Source organism: Pseudomonas putida, assembly GCA_041071465.1.
In the GTDB taxonomy this organism is placed as follows: domain Bacteria; phylum Pseudomonadota; class Gammaproteobacteria; order Pseudomonadales; family Pseudomonadaceae; genus Aquipseudomonas; species Aquipseudomonas putida_P.
The window spans coordinates 1,903,494-1,921,317 of the sequence record CP163498.1 but is presented as its reverse complement, the minus strand read 5'-3'; the positions used below and the strand labels follow the sequence as shown (position 1 = coordinate 1,921,317).

Annotated in this window: 17 protein-coding genes and 1 pseudogene; all 18 read left to right on the top strand. The window is 62.6% G+C overall.

Going from position 1 to position 17,824, the window contains the following annotated elements:
• Nucleotides 1–9: 9 nt before the first annotated feature.
• Nucleotides 10–1,098 (top strand): efflux RND transporter periplasmic adaptor subunit, encoded by a 1,089-nt coding sequence (locus tag AB5975_08880; GenBank protein XDR21919.1) that lies wholly within the window; start codon nucleotides 10–12, stop codon nucleotides 1,096–1,098.
• Complete coding sequence (locus AB5975_08875) at nucleotides 1,095–2,162, top strand: efflux RND transporter periplasmic adaptor subunit (protein XDR21918.1); 1,068 nt, start codon at nucleotides 1,095–1,097, stop codon at nucleotides 2,160–2,162. Before AB5975_08880 ends, AB5975_08875 begins: the two co-directional genes overlap by 4 nt.
• On the top strand, nucleotides 2,159–5,221 hold the full coding sequence (locus tag AB5975_08870; protein XDR21917.1) for an efflux RND transporter permease subunit: 3,063 nt from the start codon (nucleotides 2,159–2,161) through the stop codon (nucleotides 5,219–5,221). Before AB5975_08875 ends, AB5975_08870 begins: the two co-directional genes overlap by 4 nt.
• A 194-nt stretch (nucleotides 5,222–5,415) precedes the next feature.
• Nucleotides 5,416–5,598, top strand: coding sequence for a sulfur starvation response protein OscA (oscA, locus tag AB5975_08865; GenBank protein XDR21916.1), 183 nt, complete (start codon nucleotides 5,416–5,418; stop codon nucleotides 5,596–5,598).
• Nucleotides 5,599–5,646: 48 nt separating this feature from the next.
• Entirely contained in the window at nucleotides 5,647–6,654 is a 1,008-nt protein-coding gene (locus tag AB5975_08860) for a sulfate ABC transporter substrate-binding protein (protein ID XDR21915.1), read from the top strand.
• 185 nt (nucleotides 6,655–6,839) lie between these two features.
• Nucleotides 6,840–7,658, top strand: coding sequence for a sulfate ABC transporter permease subunit CysT (cysT, locus tag AB5975_08855; GenBank protein ID XDR21914.1), 819 nt, complete (start codon nucleotides 6,840–6,842; stop codon nucleotides 7,656–7,658).
• An 11-nt stretch (nucleotides 7,659–7,669) separates the two neighbouring features.
• Nucleotides 7,670–8,542, top strand: coding sequence for a sulfate ABC transporter permease subunit CysW (cysW, locus tag AB5975_08850; GenBank protein ID XDR21913.1), 873 nt, complete (start codon nucleotides 7,670–7,672; stop codon nucleotides 8,540–8,542).
• A 3-nt stretch (nucleotides 8,543–8,545) separates the two neighbouring features.
• Nucleotides 8,546–9,535, top strand: coding sequence for a sulfate/molybdate ABC transporter ATP-binding protein (locus AB5975_08845; protein XDR21912.1), 990 nt, complete (start codon nucleotides 8,546–8,548; stop codon nucleotides 9,533–9,535).
• 404 nt (nucleotides 9,536–9,939) lie between these two features.
• Nucleotides 9,940–10,740 carry an energy transducer TonB gene (locus AB5975_08840; GenBank protein ID XDR21911.1) on the top strand — a complete coding sequence of 267 codons (801 nt, stop codon included), beginning with the start codon at nucleotides 9,940–9,942 and terminating at the stop codon, nucleotides 10,738–10,740.
• Nucleotides 10,741–10,770: 30 nt separating this feature from the next.
• Nucleotides 10,771–11,490 carry a MotA/TolQ/ExbB proton channel family protein gene (locus AB5975_08835; protein XDR21910.1) on the top strand — a complete coding sequence of 240 codons (720 nt, stop codon included), beginning with the start codon at nucleotides 10,771–10,773 and terminating at the stop codon, nucleotides 11,488–11,490.
• A gap of 1 nt (nucleotide 11,491) precedes the next feature.
• Nucleotides 11,492–11,893, top strand: a complete 402-nt coding sequence (locus AB5975_08830; protein ID XDR21909.1) for an ExbD/TolR family protein — start codon at nucleotides 11,492–11,494, stop codon at nucleotides 11,891–11,893.
• A 194-nt stretch (nucleotides 11,894–12,087) separates the two neighbouring features.
• Complete coding sequence (locus AB5975_08825) at nucleotides 12,088–12,669, top strand: alpha/beta hydrolase (protein XDR21908.1); 582 nt, start codon at nucleotides 12,088–12,090, stop codon at nucleotides 12,667–12,669.
• A gap of 64 nt (nucleotides 12,670–12,733) precedes the next feature.
• Nucleotides 12,734–13,564, top strand: a complete 831-nt coding sequence (locus AB5975_08820) for a sigma 54-interacting transcriptional regulator (GenBank protein ID XDR21907.1) — start codon at nucleotides 12,734–12,736, stop codon at nucleotides 13,562–13,564.
• A 175-nt stretch (nucleotides 13,565–13,739) separates the two neighbouring features.
• Nucleotides 13,740–14,525: a MetQ/NlpA family ABC transporter substrate-binding protein gene (locus AB5975_08815; GenBank protein ID XDR21906.1), complete on the top strand. Its 786-nt coding sequence runs from the start codon at nucleotides 13,740–13,742 to the stop codon at nucleotides 14,523–14,525.
• A gap of 323 nt (nucleotides 14,526–14,848) precedes the next feature.
• Entirely contained in the window at nucleotides 14,849–15,514 is a 666-nt protein-coding gene (locus tag AB5975_08810) for an amino acid ABC transporter permease (GenBank protein XDR21905.1), read from the top strand.
• Nucleotides 15,495–16,154 carry an amino acid ABC transporter permease gene (locus AB5975_08805; GenBank protein ID XDR21904.1) on the top strand — a complete coding sequence of 220 codons (660 nt, stop codon included), beginning with the start codon at nucleotides 15,495–15,497 and terminating at the stop codon, nucleotides 16,152–16,154. Before AB5975_08810 ends, AB5975_08805 begins: the two co-directional genes overlap by 20 nt.
• Nucleotides 16,151–16,923: pseudogene (locus tag AB5975_08800) on the top strand (amino acid ABC transporter ATP-binding protein). Before AB5975_08805 ends, AB5975_08800 begins: the two are co-directional and overlap by 4 nt.
• A complete protein-coding gene (locus tag AB5975_08795; GenBank protein ID XDR21903.1) occupies nucleotides 16,920–17,792 on the top strand; it encodes a transporter substrate-binding domain-containing protein in 873 nt (290 codons plus the stop codon). The pseudogene AB5975_08800 and the gene AB5975_08795 overlap by 4 nt, the downstream one beginning before the upstream one ends.
• The last annotated feature ends 32 nt before the right edge of the window (nucleotides 17,793–17,824 follow it).

The window sequence follows — 17,824 nt, the reverse complement described above, 5'->3', positions numbered from 1 at the left end:
GGAGCCTGCATGAGGGTGACGCGTCCACTGTTGCTGGCAAGCTTGGGCTTGCTGTCCATGCTCACCGGTTGTAGCAAGGAAGAGGTTCCCGAGACGCTGCCTCGGGTGGGTGTGCAACAGGTCCAGCCCACCGATTTCGCTGCCAGGGTCACCCTGACCGGCGATGTGCAGGCGCGGGTGCAGACCGACCTCTCGTTCCGCGTAGGCGGCAAGATCATTTCGCGCAGCGTGGACGTGGGCGACCACGTCAAGGCCAACCAGGTGCTGGCGCGGCTGGACCCAAAAGACTTGCAGAACAACGTCGACTCGGCCAAGGCCGAGGTGTTCGCCGCGCAAGCGCGGGTCACCCAGACCAGTGCCGCCTTCGTGCGCCAGCAGAAACTGCTGCCCAAGGGCTACACCAGCCAGAGTGAATACGACTCCGCCGAAGCCGCGTTGCGCAGCAACCAGAGCGCCCTCAAGGCCGCCCAGGCGCAGCTGGCCAACGCCAACGAACAACTCAGCTATACCGCACTGGTCTCCGAGGCCGCTGGGGTAATCACTCAGCGCCAGGCCGAAGTCGGGCAGGTGGTACAGGCCACCATGCCGATCTTCAGCCTGGCTACCGATGGCGACCGCGATGCGGTGTTCAACGTCTACGAGTCGCTGCTGGTCGCGCCGCCCAGCGATGCCGGGGTGGTCGTCAGCCTGTTGGACGACCCCAAGGTCCAGGCCCATGGCTTCGTGCGCGAAATCACCCCCACGGTGTCGGCGCAAAGCGGCACGGTGCAGGTCAAGGTTGGCCTGAAAGACGTGCCACCGGGCATGCAACTGGGCGCACCGGTCACTGCTACCACCAACGCTCAGGGCCGGCCCAGCGTCGAACTGCCGTGGTCGGCGTTGACCAAGGCCTTGCATGAACCCGCCGTGTGGGTGGTGGGCGAGGGCGACAAGGTGGAGCTGCGCAAAGTTGAAGTCAGCCGTTACCTCACCGGCAAGATCGTGGTCGCCAGCGGCCTCAAAGGCGGCGAGAGCGTGGTGGTCAACGGCGGCCAGTTGCTGCACCCCGGCATGCAGGTGCAGAAGGTCGATGCCAAGGCCCCAGGGGGTGAGTTATGAAGCGCCTGTTGCTGATGCTGTCAGCCGGCGTGCTGCTAGTGGGCTGCAGTAGCGAGGACGAGGCACCCGAGCCGATTCGGCCGGTGCTGTCGGTCAAGGTCGAACCCCAGGTGCAATCGCAGCTGGGCCGCTTCGCCGGCAGTATCCAGGCGCGCTTCGAAAGCACCCTGGGCTTTCGGGTTTCCGGGCGCATTGCCCGGCGCTGGCTGGATGTCGGTGCCCAGGTGAAGCCGGGCGACACCCTGGCCACCCTCGACCCGACCGACCAGCAGAACCAGTTGCGTGCCGCCGAAGGCGACCTGGCCAAGGTGCAGGCACAGTGGATCAACGCCCAGGCCGATGCCCGTCGCCAGCAACAGCTGTATGACCGTGGCGTGGGCGCCCAGGCCCAGCTGGACATCGCCCAGACCAACCTGAAAACCACCAGCGCGGCGTTGGAGCAGGCGCGCTCCGCGCTCAGCCAGGCCCGTGACCAGCTCGACTACAGCACCCTGCGCACCGACCACGCCGCCGTGATCACCGCGTGGCAGGCCGAAGCCGGGCAAACCGTTACCGCCGGGCAATCCGTGGTGACCTTGGCCCGGCCGGACGTGAAGGAAGCGGTGATCGACCTGCCGATCGGCTTGGCCGAGCAGTTGAACAAAGGCCTGACCTTTACCGTTGCCTCACAGCTCGACCCAACCATCAATACCACGGCCAGCCTACGCGAGCTGGAGCCCCAGGCCGACGCCACCACCCGTACCCGGCGCGCCCGCCTGACCCTGGCCAGCACGCCGGCGGCGTTCCACTTGGGCACTGCCATCAGCGTGACCCTGAGTTCGGAAGTGACGCCGCGTAGCGAGCTGCCCGCGAGCGCGTTGCTGGAGCGTGACGGCAAGACTCAGGTGTGGGTGATCGATACACAGCAGAAGACCGTGGCAACCCGTGACGTGGCGCTGATCGACCGCACCGCCGACAGCATTGTCCTGACGTCGGGCGTACAGCCCGGTGAGCGCGTGGTTACCGCAGGTGTGAACAGCCTGAAGCCTGGCCAGAAGGTCACCTTCGACGAGGATGCGCAATGAAAGGAAGCTTCAACCTCTCCGAATGGGCGCTCAAGCACCAGTCATTCGTCTGGTACCTGATGTTCGTTGGCCTGCTGATGGGGATTTTTTCGTACTTCAACCTCGGGCGTGAGGAAGACCCGTCATTCACCATCAAAACCATGGTCATCCAGACCCGCTGGCCGGGTGCGACTCAGGACGAAACCCTATACCAGGTCACCGACCGCATCGAGAAGAAGCTGGAGGAGCTCGATTCCCTCGATTACACCAAAAGCTACACCCGTCCGGGTGAGTCCACCGTCTACGTGTACCTGCGCGACACCACCAAAGCCAAGGACATCCCGGAAATCTGGTACCAGGTGCGCAAGAAAATCCAGGACATCCGCGGCCAGTTCCCGCAGGGTATTCAGGGGCCTGCCTTCAACGACGAATTCGGTGACGTGTTCGGCTCGATCTACGCCTTTACCTCTGACGGCCTGACCCTGCGCCAACTGCGCGACTACGTTGAACAAGCCCGCGCCGAAGTGCGCGAAGTGCCCAACATCGGCAAGATAGAGCTGGTCGGCACCCAGGACGAAGTGCTGTACCTGAACTTCTCGACCCGCAAACTGGCAGCGCTGGGTATCGACCAGCGCCAGGTCATGCAGGCCTTGCAATCACAGAACGCAGTAACGCCAGCCGGGGTGATCGAGGCTGGGCCAGAGCGCATTTCGGTGCGCACCACCGGGCAGTTCGCATCCGAAAAAGACCTGCAAACCGTCAACCTGAGGATCAACGACCGCTTCTTCCGCCTGGCCGATATCGCTGATATCGAGCGTGGCTACGTCGACCCGCCCACGCCCATGTTCCGCTTCAACGGCCAGACCGCGATCGGCCTGGCTATCGGCATGAAGGCCGGCGGCAACATGCAGGTATTCGGTGCGGCGCTGAAGAAGAAAATGGACAGCGTGATCACCGACCTGCCGGTCGGGGTGGGTGTGCACACCGTGTCAGACCAGGCGGTGGTCGTGAAGCAGGCAGTCGGCGGCTTCACTAGCGCACTGTTCGAAGCGGTGGTGATTGTATTGGCGGTGAGCTTTATCAGCCTCGGTGTGCGTGCAGGGTTGGTGGTGGCCTGCTCGATTCCGTTGGTGCTGGCGATGGTGTTCGTGTTCATGGAGTACAGCGGCATCACCATGCAGCGGATTTCGCTGGGGGCGTTGATCATTGCCCTTGGCCTGCTGGTGGATGATGCGATGATCACCGTGGAGGTCATGGTCACGCGGCTGGAGATGGGCGAGAGCAAGGAGCAGGCGGCGACGTTCGCCTATACCTCTACCGCATTCCCCATGCTCACCGGCACCTTGGTGACCGTTGCCGGCTTCGTGCCGATTGGGCTCAATGCCAGCTCGGCGGGCGAATATACCTACACCTTGTTCGCGGTCATCGCCGTGGCGTTGATCGTGTCGTGGGTGGTGGCGGTGTTCTTCGCTCCGGTACTGGGCGTGCATATCCTGAGCAGCAAGGTCAAGGCACACGAGGAGCAGACCGGGCGAGTAGGGCGAGCGTTCGAAGGTGGCCTGCTGTGGTGCATGCGCAACCGCTGGCTGACCATCATCGGTACGGTGCTGTTGTTCGCGTTGGCCATTTTCTGTGAGCGCTTTGTCCAGAACCAGTTCTTCCCGTCCTCGGACCGCCCTGAAATTCTGGTCGACCTCAACCTGCCGCAGAACGCCTCGATCGAGGAGACGCGCAAGGTGGTCGACCGCTTCGAGGCGCGGATCAAGGATGACCCGGACCTGGTGCACTGGAGCACCTACATCGGCCAAGGTGCCATTCGTTTCTACCTGCCCCTCGACCAACAGTTGCAGAACCCCTACTACGCGCAGTTGGTGATCGTCAGTAAAGGCTTCGAAGAGCGTCAGGCCATGATGGATCGCTTGCAGAAGATCCTGCATGAAGAGTTCGTTGGCATCGGTACCAACGTACAGTCGCTGGAAATGGGCCCGCCGGTAGGGCGGCCGATCCAGTATCGGGTCAGTGGCGCAAATATCGACGAGGTGCGCAAACACGCCATCGAACTGGCCACCCTGCTTGACCAGAACGAGCATATCGGCGAGATGATCTACGACTGGAACGAGCCAGGTAAGGTGCTGCGCGTGGAAATCGCCCAGGACAAGGCACGCCAGCTGGGGTTATCGTCGGAAGACGTGGCCAATGTGATGAACAGCATCGTCAGCGGCGTGCAGATCACCCAGGTCAACGACAACATTTACCTGGTCAATGTGGTCGCCCGTGCCGAAGACAGCGAGCGCGGCTCGCCTGATACCCTGCAGAACCTGCAGATCCTCACGCCCAACGGCACTTCGATCCCGTTGCTGTCGTTTGCCACGGTGCGCTACGAGATGGAGCAGCCGCTGGTTTGGCGCCGCGACCGCAAGCCCACCATCACCATCAAGGCCTCGGTCAACGGCGACATCCAGCCCACCGATCTGGTAGCTCAGTTGAAGCCCAAGATCGACGAGTTCGCCAGCAAGCTGCCGGTGGGCTTCGAAGTGGCTACCGGCGGTACGGTGGAGGAGAGCGCCAAGGCGCAAGGGCCGATCCGCAAGGTGATCCCGCTGATGCTGTTCCTGATGGCGACCTTCCTGATGATCCAGCTGCACAGTGTGCAGAAGCTGTTCCTGGTGGTCAGCGTGGCGCCGCTTGGGCTGATTGGCGTGGTGCTGGCGCTGGTGCCCACGGGTACGCCGATGGGCTTTGTGGCGATCCTTGGCATCCTGGCGCTGGCGGGCATCATCATCCGTAACTCGGTGATTCTGGTAACCCAGATCGATGAATTCGTGGCGCAAGGCTTTTCGCAATGGGATGCGGTGGTGGAGGCCACTAACCATCGGCGCCGGCCAATCCTGCTGACCGCGGCGGCGGCGAGCCTGGGTATGATCCCGATTGCCCGCGAGGTGTTCTGGGGGCCGATGGCCTACGCGATGATTGGCGGGATCATCGTGGCGACCTTGCTGACGCTGCTGTTCCTGCCGGCGCTGTATGTGGCCTGGTACAAGATCCGCGAGCCTGAAAACAGTAGCAAAACCCAACACTGAACCCTGTGGGAGCGGGCGTGCCCGCTCCCACAGAGGAATTTTGGCGCCTACAAAATCTCTTCTTGAATTTGGTTATATAAACATTCTTAAACAGTATTTTTAAGAATATCTCCGCCTCACTACTATTGCCCTCAAGCCAGGCGCAAATCCCCTTCAAACCTCTGCCCGGCACCCTCACTCCAAGGAGAACGAGCATGAGTGCATCTCTGCGTAGCATCGACGGTCAGGACGAAGCCACCATTCTGCGTGAAATCCAGAGCGCCTTGCGCGACCTGCGGTTTGGTGCGGTGGAGATCACTGTGCACAACGCTCAGGTCGTACAGATCGAGCGCAAGGAGAAGTTCCGCCTGCAACAGCCGGGCAACAAGCCCAGCTGATCGCGCCTCACATCCAAAATTAGAAAAATGCCAATCGGGAGCTTCACCATGTCCATCCGCCGTTATGCGCTCGCCGCCCTGGCCAGTGCTGTTTTTGCCGGTTCCGCCATCGCCAAGGACTACGAACTGCTGAACGTGTCCTACGACCCGACCCGCGAGCTGTACCAGCAGTACAACGCCGAGTTCATCAAGCACTGGCAGCAGGCCCACCCGGGCGACAAGGTGAAGATCCAGCAATCCCATGGCGGTTCGGGCAAGCAGGCCCGTGCGGTGATCGACGGCCTGCGCGCCGACGTGGTGACCCTGGCCCTGGCCGGCGACATCGACGAAGTAGCCAAGCTCGGCAAGACCCTGCCGGACAACTGGCAGACCCGCCTGCCGGACGCCAGCACCCCGTACACCTCGACCATCGTGTTCCTGGTGCGCAAGGGCAACCCGAAAGGCATCAAGGACTGGGGCGACCTGATCAAGAAGGACGTCTCGGTCATCACCCCCAACCCGAAAACCTCCGGCGGTGCGCGCTGGAACTTCCTGGCGGCCTGGGCCTATGGCCTGAAAGCCGGCGGTAGCGAAGAAAAGGCCAAGGAGTACGTACAGGAGCTGTTCAAGCATGTACCGGTGCTGGATACCGGCGCCCGTGGCTCGACCATCACCTTCGTCAACAACGGCCAGGGCGACGTATTGCTGGCTTGGGAAAACGAAGCCTTCCTGGCGCTGAAGGAAGACGGTGGCGCCGACAAGTTCGACATCGTCGTGCCGTCGCTGTCGATCCTGGCCGAGCCGCCTGTGGCGGTGGTGGACAAGAACGCCGAGAAGAAAGGCAATACCGAGATTGCCACCGAATACCTCAAGCACCTGTACAGCCCGGCTGGGCAGAAGATTGCCGCCGAGAACTTCTACCGCCCGCGTGACGAGAAAGTCGCTGCGGAGTTTGGCAAGCAGTTCCCGAAACTGGACCTGGTAACCATCGACAAGGACTTCGGTGGCTGGAAAACTGCACAGCCCAAATTCTTCAATGATGGCGGTGTGTTCGACCAGATCTATCAGGCACAGTAAACGCCAGGGAAAAGCGGGGCCGTGTTGCGGCCCAATCGCGACACAAGGCCGCTCCCACAAGGAACCGCAATCTCCTGTGGGGGCGGTCTTGCGTCGCGATTGGGCTGCAACGCAGCCCCGGGATTCAGAGTCTTGCACCGGCCCGGGATTGATTCCGGGCTTCGTGCGTTCAACCAGGGATACTTATGTCACGTCGTATTTCCCCCGTCATACCCGGCTTCGGGCTGACGCTGGGCTACACCTTGGTGTACCTCAGCCTGATCGTGCTGATACCGCTGGCGGCCATGTTCATTCATGCCTCGCAGCTGACCTGGGAGCAGTTCTGGAACATCATCAGCGCACCGCGGGTAATCGCCGCGCTCAAGCTGAGTTTCGGCACCGCCCTGTTCGCCGCCATCATCAATGGTGTGATCGGTACCCTGCTGGCCTGGGTACTGGTGCGCTACACCTTCCCCGGGCGCAAGATCATCGACGCGATGATCGACCTGCCGTTCGCCCTGCCTACCGCCGTTGCCGGTATTGCCCTGACCGCCCTGTACGCGCCTGCGGGCTGGGTCGGCCAGTTCGCCACCGACCTGGGCTTCAAGATCGCCTACACCCCGCTGGGCATCACCCTGGCGCTGACCTTCGTCACCCTGCCGTTCGTGGTGCGCACGGTGCAGCCGGTACTGGCCGACATCCCGCGTGAAGTGGAAGAGGCCGCTGCCTGCCTGGGGGCCAAGCCGCTGCAGGTGTTCCGTCATATTCTGGCGCCGGCCCTGCTACCGGCCTGGCTCACCGGCTTTGCCCTGGCCTTCGCCCGTGGCGTGGGCGAATATGGCTCGGTGATCTTCATTGCCGGCAACATGCCGATGAAGACCGAAATACTGCCGCTGCTGATCATGGTCAAGCTCGACCAGTACGACTACACCGGCGCGACCGCCATCGGCGTGCTGATGCTGGTGGTTTCCTTCATCCTGCTGCTGCTGATCAACTTGCTGCAGCGCCGCATCGAAACCCCTTGAAGGAGGCCGGCATGTCCAGTTCATCCCTGAGTACAAGCGCCGCCGCCAACGCCGCCCGCCGAGGCAGCGCTACTTCGCGACGCATTCTGATCGGCCTTGGCTGGTTGGTGTTCGCGCTGTTCCTGTTGCTGCCGCTGGTGATCGTGGTGTCGCAGGCGCTGAAGAACGGTTTTGGCACCTTCTTCGAGGCGATCTTCGAGCCTGATGCCTTGTCGGCGCTGAAGCTGACCCTGCTCGCCGTGGTGATTTCGGTGCCGCTGAACCTGGTGTTCGGTGTCAGCGCCGCGTGGTGCGTGAGCAAGTACACCTTCCGTGGCAAGAGTATCCTGGTCACCCTGATCGACCTGCCGTTCTCGGTGTCGCCGGTAATCGCCGGCCTGGTCTACGTGCTGATGTTCGGCGCGCAAGGCCTGTTCGGGCCGTGGCTGCAGGACCACGACATCCAGATCGTGTTCGCCCTGCCGGGCATCGTCCTGGCGACCATTTTCGTCACCGTGCCGTTCGTGGCCCGTGAGCTGATCCCGCTGATGCAGGAGCAGGGCACGCAAGAAGAGGAGGCCGCGCGCCTGCTCGGCGCCAATGGCTGGCAGATGTTCTGGCACGTGACTTTGCCGAATATCAAATGGGGCTTGATCTACGGCGTGGTGCTTTGTACTGCACGGGCCATGGGCGAGTTCGGCGCGGTGTCGGTGGTGTCCGGCCACATTCGCGGCGTGACCAATACCTTGCCGCTGCACGTAGAGATCCTCTACAACGAGTACAACCACGTGGCGGCCTTCAGCGTGGCCAGCCTGTTGCTGATCCTGGCGCTCTTCATCCTGCTGCTCAAGCAGTGGAGCGAGAACCGTATTAACCGCCTGCGCCACAGCGCCGCGGAGGAATGATTCATGTCGATCGAAGTTCGTAATGTCAGCAAGCGCTTCAACAGCTTCCAGGCCCTGAACAACATCAACCTGGACATCAACAGCGGCGAGCTGGTGGCCTTGCTCGGCCCGTCCGGCTGCGGCAAGACCACGCTGCTGCGCATCATCGCCGGCCTGGAAACCCCGGACCAGGGCAACATCGTGTTCCATGGCGAGGACGTGTCTGGCCATGACGTGCGTGACCGTAACGTTGGGTTCGTGTTCCAGCACTATGCGCTGTTCCGCCATATGAGCGTGTTCGACAACGTCGCCTTCGGCCTGCGCATGAAGCCCAAGGGCGAGCGCCCGAGCGAGAGCAAGATCGCCGAGAAGGTGCACGAGCTGCTGAACATGGTGCAGTTGGACTGGTTGTCCGATCGCTACCCCGAGCAGCTGTCTGGCGGCCAGCGTCAGCGTATCGCCCTGGCCCGCGCCCTGGCGGTGGAGCCCAAGGTGCTGCTGCTGGACGAGCCGTTCGGTGCGCTGGATGCCAAGGTGCGCAAGGAGCTGCGCCGCTGGCTGGCGCGGTTGCACGAGGATATCAACCTGACCTCGGTGTTCGTGACTCACGACCAGGAAGAAGCCATGGAAGTGGCTGACCGCATCGTGGTGATGAACAAGGGCGTGATCGAGCAGATCGGTTCGCCGGGCGAGGTGTACGAGAAGCCAGCCAACGATTTCGTCTACCACTTCCTCGGCGATTCCAACCGCCTGGCACTGAGCGAAGGCCACCACGTGCTGTTCCGTCCGCACGAGGTGTCGCTGTCGCGGCATGAGACCGAAGGGCACCACGCGGCCGAGGTGCGGGACATCCGGCCGTTGGGCGCGACCACGCGGGTGACTTTGAAGGTGGAAGGGCAGAGCGAGCTGATCGAGGCCGAAGTGGTCAAGGACCATGACAGCCTGACCGGGTTGGCGCGTGGGGAGACGTTGTTCTTCCGGCCGAAGGTTTGGCAGAAGGTGGCGGATATCTGATCTGCCCTTGATGATTAAGAGCCCGGGCTTGGTCCCGGGTTTTTTTTATGCCTGTCGGATTGCCGGGGCTGCTTTGCAGCCCATCGCGACACAAGGCCGCTCCTACAAGGGATTCGCGTAAGGTCCGAGGGGCGCGAGTCCTTTGTAGGAGCGGCCTTGCGTCGCGATCGAGGGCGCAGCCCTCGCGGCAATCTCATGCCTTACGCGAATATTTTGCATGCCCCCAATGCATAGCCTTTAGCCATGAATGCCACAGCCCGCGCAATCCGTGGCTTTCACGCGATCCTCCAGAAACAATATTCAATTAAGTTCTAACCATAATTTTAAACATTACTTTAAGAGATAAGCCTCTGGCCCCGATGATTCAGCCACACACCTGAATCGAGACCCCAGGAGTTTGATCAATGGGTAATGTCCAATCGGCCGTCAGGGCCTACGACCAGCCATGGCGCCCGGCCCCAGGCGACCTGGTCGAGCTTGGACGCACGCTTCGCCTGCCGCTTGGCCAGCTGCGCCTGCAACGCACGCCTGTGAGCGGGCTCAAGCGCCGCGACAAGCTGGTGTTGGGCCTGCTGGTGCTGGCCCTGCATGGCGCCGCCGCGTACTGGGTCAGCCAGGCGCCCACGCCCGAACTGCCGGTTGTGCCGCCACAGGTGCCGCCCATGACCATCGAGTTCGCGGCACCCGCACCGCCTGTGGTCGAGCCTCCGCCGCCTGCGCCCGCGCCTCCCGTGGTCGAGCCACCGCCGCCGCCACCGGTCGTCGACGAACTGGCCGCCAAGCCCAAACCCAAACCGAAGCCCGTGCCAAAGCCTGTGGTCAAGCAAGCGCCCAAGCCACAGCCCAAGCCGGTTGAAGCACCACCACCCGCGCCAGTGGCGGCCCCGGCACCGCCTGCGCCCGCACCACCCGCGCCGGCCCCGATAACCCCGGCATCGGCCAACGCCGCGTACCTGAAGAACCCGGCGCCGGAGTACCCGCAGATGGCTCAGCGCCGTGGCTGGGAGGGCACCGTGCTGTTGCGTGTCGAAGTGCTGCCCAGCGGCAAGCCTGGGCAGATCCAGGTTCAGAAGAGCAGCGGCCGTGACGCCCTCGACGCCGCCGCGCTGGCCGCGGTGAAGCGCTGGAGCTTCGTGCCCGCCAAGCAGGGTGATGTGGCCCAGACCGGCTGGGTCAGCGTGCCGATCGATTTCAAGCTTCGCTAACTTTTTCGCAGAACACAGGAAGACATCATCATGAGCCTGCTGGCATCCCCCCTCGAATCCGTTGAAAGCGCAGTCATCTGGCTGCTGGTCGGTTTTTCTGTCGTCACCTGGGGCCTGGCCCTGGTCAAGGTCGCGCAGTTCGTGCGGTTGAAGAACCAGGACAAGCGCTTCCACCAGCAGTTCTGGGCTGCCTCCAGCCTGGACTCGGCCGCCGAGCTCAGCCATGAGCTGCCCGGCCCGGCTGGCCGTGTGGCCCAGTCTGGCTACGCTGCCATCGCCGTTGGCGACACTCAGGCCAACGACCTGAGCCATGCGATCAACCACCAGGACCGCCTGGAGCGCGCCCTGCGCCAGCAGATCGTGCGTGAGCGCCGCTCGCTGGAAACCGGCCTGGCGGTGGTCGCCAGTATCGGCAGCACCTCGCCCTTCATCGGCCTGTTCGGCACCGTGTGGGGCATCATGGAAGCGCTCAAGGGCATCAGCGCGGCCGGCTCCGCCAGCCTGGAAACCGTCGCCGGACCAATCGGTGCGGCACTGGTGGCGACCGGTGTGGGTATCGCCGTCGCGGTACCGGCCGTGCTGGTTTACAACTACTTCCTGCGGCGCCTCAAGCTGACCGCCGCCGACCTCGATGACTTCGCCCACGACTTCTACAGCCTGGCGCAGAAGAGTGCCTTCCGCGTGCTGGTGCACCCTGCTGTGCAAAAAGCCCAGGCCGGTTTCACCCAGCCAGTGAAGGAGGCGTCCTGATATGGCCTTTTCGACCCAGGACAGCGACGAAGTCCTCAGTGAAATCAACGTCACGCCCCTGGTGGACGTCATGCTGGTGCTGCTGGTGGTGTTCATCGTCACCGCGCCGCTGCTGACCAACGCCATTCCCATCAACCTGCCCAAGACCGAGGCCGTGGCCCCGGTGGAGCAGAAGGACCCGCTGGTGGTCAGCATCGATGGCGAGGGCAAGCTGTTCATCAACAAGGACCAGATCCAGCCCGATCTGCTGGAAACCAATCTCAAGGCCGCCAAGGACAAGGACGCGGACGTGCGCGTGCAGCTGCAGGCCGATGACGGCGTGAACTACGGCGAAGTGGCACGGGCCATGGCGGCCATCGAACGCGCGGGGATCAGCAAGCTGGCGGTGATTACCGCACGTTGATACCCGGCACACCTCTTCAGGCAAGTGCTTATGGGCCACATCTCTTGGCAGGGGTTGGCCCTTTTTTTTGCCTGTGAGGGCCCTGTCGCAGGAATTGGTTTTTGGTTATTAATAAATAGCTTCTTATTCCTTTACGAATATAACTCCCTCCCTATACTTGTCTCCAAGCACGCAAACTTACTGGAGGCGTCCCCATGCGCAATGAGTCGATTCGTTACCTGATTGTGCCGGGCTGGCAAGGATCGCCAGACAACCATTGGCAAAGTCACTGGCAGCGCACCCTGCCTAACAGTGCCCGGGTGGAGCAACACGACTGGCTCACCCCGCAGCGGCAGGATTGGGTGCAGGCGCTGGAGCAGGCAATTGCCGCCGAGCGCTCACCGGTGATCCTGATCGCCCACAGCCTGGGCTGCATCACTGTCGCCCATTGGGCTGCGCAAGCCAGGCCGGCCTTGCTGCGGCGGGTGCGTGGTGCACTGTTGGTGGCGCCGGCAGACGTCGAGCGGCCCACCTGCGCGCCAGCCCTGCGCAACTTTGCGCCGATCCCGACCGATGCATTGCCGTTCCCCAGCCAGGTCGTCAGCTCGGACAACGACCCGGCCGTGAACGTACCGCGGGCGCTGTACCTGGCCCAGGCATGGGGCGCCGAAGCGGGGTTGCTGAGCAATGCCGGGCACATCAACGTCAAGTCCGGCCATGAGCGCTGGGAACAAGGCTTCGCCTACTTGTATCGCTTGCAGAGCCGGGTAGAGCAGCGCGCACTGCGCCGCGCCTGATCACCCTTACTGTTTACCGTTTGCCTGACGCCCGGCCATTGCAGGCCAGGGGCGGGAGTTCGTCATGACTTTTCAAAACCCGTTTGGCCAGCCGCTGCTGACCTTCCCCGAGCTGGACAAGAGCCCGCTGAGCATTCGTGCCAAGGCGCTGGTGTTCATCGACCCGCGCTCGCAGCAGCTGCGCGAGGACCTTGAGCGCCTGGCGCCACAACCTGTGCCGGTGCTGATCCGTGGCGAAACCGGCACCGGCAAGGAGCTGCTGGCCCGGCAGATCCACCGTGCCAGCGACCGTGGCGGGCTGTTCGTGTCGGTCAACTGCGCGGCCATCAGCCCCACCTACGCCGATGCCGAATTGTTCGGCTATAGCGCCGGCAGTCATGGCGGCACGGCCAGCAGCCGCGCCGGCTGGTTTGGCTCGGCCAATGGCGGCACGCTGTACCTGGACGAGATTGCCGACTTGCCGCTGGCCATCCAGGGCAAGTTGCTGGCGGCCCTGGAAAACCGTGAGGTCACCCGGGTTGGCGCGCAGCAGCCACAGCCAGTGGATGTACGCCTGGTCGCCGCTACCAGCATCGACCTGGCGCGCGTGGTGCGTGCGGGGCGCTTCAACGAGCGCCTGTACCAGTACCTGCGCGAGGGGGCGCTGGAACTGCCGCCGCTGCGTGAACGGCCGGGCGACATCCTGCCGCTGGCCGAGTACTTCGTGGGCATTTACAGCGTGCGCCTGCAGCGGCCCGTGCCGTTGGTGAGCGAGGCGGCGCAGCAGGTGCTGGAAGCGCATTTCTGGCCCGGCAACACCCGCGAGCTGGAGAACGTGATCCACTTTGCCTTGCTGGTGAATGACGGCGCAGAGATCCTGCCGGAGGACCTCGACCTGGCCAATCCCGCGCGCTAGACATCGCTCATAAGCAAAGTGGCTGGTGGCAGTTTGTTTTTGGAATAAGCAGCTAAGTAAAAGATATTGTTACGGAATAAAAAATCTAGGTATTGTCCGCCTCACGCCCACTGGTGAACCGGTTGGGCACCCGATTCGCCATCGTCGATGGCCCAGATTCAGAACAAGGACCACCATGAAGAAGACCCTGCTGACCACTGCCCTGGCTGCTGCCCTGTCGTTCTCCGGCCTGGCCGCCGCTGCCGAGAAACTGGTGGTTGCCGCTACCCCGGTTCCGCACGCCGAAATCCTTGAGCTGATCAAGCCGACCCTGGCAAAAGAAGGTGTGGACCTGCAGATCAAGGTCTTCACCGATTACGTGCAGCCAAACGTACAAGTGGACCAGAAGCGCCTGGACGCCAACTACTTCCAGACCCTGCCGTACCTGAAAAGCTTCAACGAAGGTAAAGGCACCCACCTGGAAACCGTGGTCGGCGTGCACGTCGAACCCTTCGGTGGCTACTCCAAGAAGATCAAGAACCTGTCCGAGCTGAAGGAAGGCGCCACTGTTGCCATCCCTAACGAAGGCAGCAACAGCGGCCGCGCCCTGATCCTGCTGCAGAAGGCTGGCCTGATCACCCTGAAAGACCCGAAAAATGCCCTGGCCACCCCCAAGGACATTGCCGAGAACCCGAAGAAGCTGAAGTTCCGCGAGCTTGAGTCGGCCATGCTGCCGCGCGTGCTGGACCAGGTTGACCTGGACATGATCAACACCAACTACGCCCTGGAAGCCGGCCTGAACCCGGCCAAGGATGCGCTGGTGATCGAAGGTGCCGATTCGCCATACGTGAACTTCCTGGTTGCCCGCCCGGACAACAAGGACAGCGAAGCCATCCAGAAACTGGCCAAGGCCCTGACCAGCCCGGAAGTGAAGGCATTCATCGCCAAGAAGTACCAGGGTGCGGTGCTGCCAGCGTTCTGATGCAGTTGCATTCCCTTGCATGACCTGACGCCGACTCATATGAGTCGGCGTTTTTATTTCTTTGACATGCATTTTGGGGAGAAGCGATCCCCTGTAGGAGCGGCCTTGTGTCGCGAAAGGGGGGCGGAGCGCCCCCAGGATTTTTGCAATTCACCTGCTATTGCCGGGGCCGCTTTGCGGCGCTTTCGCGACACAAGGCCGCTCCTACAAAGGGCGTCTATGCCTGTACTATGCATATGCAATAAAGGTATTTATTAAAAAATTTTTAGATCATTAGAGTCTATTCATTGTGCCCCCGCGCACCCTGCAGACTTGCTCTACCCATGACCCTCGACATCGCATTCATCCTCAGCACGCTACCCGCTTTTCTCAAGGCCGTGGGCGTGACTTTGCAGGTCGGCATGATCGCCATCGCCACCTCGCTCTTGGTCGCCCTGGTCAACGCCACGCTCCTTGTCCTGCGCACGCCCTACCTGTGGCGCCTGGTCAAAGCCTACGTGGAGCTGGCGCGCAACACGCCGCTGCTGATCCAACTGTTCTTCGTCTACTTCGCCTTGCCAAGCCTGGGCCTGAAGATTTCCGGTTTTTCCGCGGCGATCATCACCATGACCTTCATGGGCGGTGCCTACCTCACCGAGGTGTTACGGGCCGGCATCGAAGCGGTGCCGCGTGCGCAGCTGGAGTCTGGGCGCTCCATCGGCTTGTCCGAGGGCCAACTGCTGCGCCATGTGGTGCTGCCCCAGGCCGGTATCCTCAGCCTGCCGGCACTGTTCGCCAACTTCATCTTCCTGCTCAAGGAAACCACCGTGGTGTCGGCGGTGGCCGTGCCGGAAATCCTCTACACCACCAAAAACTACATCGCGCTGTACTACAAGACCTACGAAATGCTCACCGTGCTGACCCTGCTCTGTGTATTGCTGTTCCTGCCGCTGTCGTTGCTGCTGCGCTACGTGGAAAGGAGGCTGCAACATGGCCAGTTCGGCGTTTGACCTGTTGCTGCAGGCGCTGCCGCAGCTGGCCGGCGGCGCCGCGCAGACCCTGGCCATCTCGGCACTGGGCATCCTCTTCGCAACGCTGGGTGGCGTGCTGTACGGCGTGCTGGCAACCCTGGGCAACCGTGCCCTGAACATCGCCTTGCAGGTGTACCTTGAGTTGTTTCGCGCCATCCCGGTGCTGGTCTGGTTGTACCTGGTGTTCTTCGGCCTGCCGATCTTCTTTGCCCTGAGCATCCCCAGCTTCTGGTGCGCGGTGCTGGTACTGGCCCTGTGGGGCGCGAGCGAGGTGGGCGAGGTGGTACGCGGTGCGCTGCGTTCGGTGCCGCGCGGCCAGCGCGAAGCCGGGCTGTCGATCGGCCTGGCGGGGTGGCAGCTGTATGGCTACGTGCTGCTGCCGCAGGCGCTCAAGCGCATGACCCCGCCCACCATCAACATCTACACGCGGATCATCAAGACCAGCTCGCTGGCGGTGCTGATCGGCGTGGTCGAGGTGATCAAGGCCGGTCAGCAGATCATCGAACGCACCTACGAATCGGTGCTGATCTATGGCGCCTTGTTCCTGTTCTTCTTCATCGTTTGTTATCCGCTGTCCGCCGCTTCGCGCGTGCTGGAACGCCGCTGGGCACACTCATGAGCGCACTGATCGAATTCCAGGGTTTCAACAAGTTTTTGGCGAGCACCAGGTGCTCAAGGACGTCGACCTGCAGGTGGCGGCCGGTGAAGTGGTGGTCATCCTCGGCCCCAGTGGCTGTGGCAAAAGCACGCTGCTGCGCTGCCTCAACGGCCTTGAGCAGGCCCACAGCGGGCACCTGCGCCTGGCCGGGCAAGAATTGCTCGCCCCGCACACCGACTGGCGCGCCATCCGCCAGCGGGTCGGCATGGTGTTCCAGAGCTACCACCTGTTCGGCCATATGAGCGTGATCGACAACCTGCTGCTGGGCCCGCTGAAAGTGCAAAAGCGCGAGCGGGCCGAAGCCCAGGCCCAGGCCGAGGCGCTGCTGGCGCGGGTCGGCCTGCTGGACAAGCGCGACGCGTTCCCCCGGCAATTGTCCGGGGGCCAGCAACAGCGCATCGCCATCGTGCGCGCGTTGTGCATGAACCCCGAGGTGATGCTGTTCGACGAAGTTACCGCTGCCCTCGACCCAGAAATGGTCAAGGAGGTGCTGCAGGTAATTCAGGGCCTGGCCCGCGACGGCATGACCTTGCTCATCGTTACCCACGAAATGGCCTTCGCTCGCGCGGTGGCCGACCGCATCGTGTTCATGGAGGCCGGCAGGGTCCTTGAACAGGGTGACCCCGAGAGCTTCTTCACCCGACCGCGGACCGCACGCGCGCAGCAGTTCCTGGAGAAATTCTCCTTCGTAGAAAGCCTGCCAAAGACATTGCACAAGGAACTGTCATGAAAACTGCCAACCTCACCAAACTGCTGGCACCGTTGTTCGGCCTGGCCTTGCTGGCCGGCTGCAACAAGGCCGACGAACCGCCCAAGCCGGCGGCGGCATCGCCAGCCACCAGCTACCTGGAAACCATCAAGGCCCGCGACAAGCTGATTGTCGGCGTGTTCACCGACAAGCCGCCGTTCGGCTTCGTCGATGAGAAAGGCCGCTATGTGGGCTTTGACACCGACATTGGCCGGCGCCTGGCCAAGGACCTGCTGGGCGATGAAAACAAGGTCGAGTTCGTTGCCGTGGAACCGGCCAGCCGTATTCCGTTCCTGCAGAGCGACAAGGTCGACCTGATCCTCGCCAACATGACCGTGACCCCGGAGCGCAAGGAAGCGGTGGACTTCACCAACCCCAACCTGCGCGTTGCCGTGCAGGCCATCGTGGCGGATGGCAGCCCGGTGCAGAAGCTCGACGACCTGGCCGACAAGACCATCATCGTGACCACCGGCACCACGGCCGATATCTGGCTGACCAAAAATCATCCCGACTGGAAGCTGCTCAAGTTCGAGAAGAACAGCGAATCGCTGCAAGCCCTGGCCACCGGCCGTGGCGATGCCTATGCCCAGGACAACCTGATCCTGTTCAGCTGGGCCAAGCAGAACCCGGGTTACCGCGTGCTGCCTGAGCTGCTGGGTGACGAAGCGCCGATTGCGCCGGCGGTGAAGAAGGGCAACACCGAGCTGCGAGACTGGGTGAATGCCGAGTTGGCCAAACTGGGGGAAGAGAAGTTCTTGCTGAAGCTGTATGACCAGTATGTGCGCAAGGAACTGAGCGATGACACCAAGCCGGAAAGCGTGATCGTCGAAGGGGGCAAGTGGCAGGGTTGACGGTGTGATTGGGGCTGCTGTGCAGCCCTTCT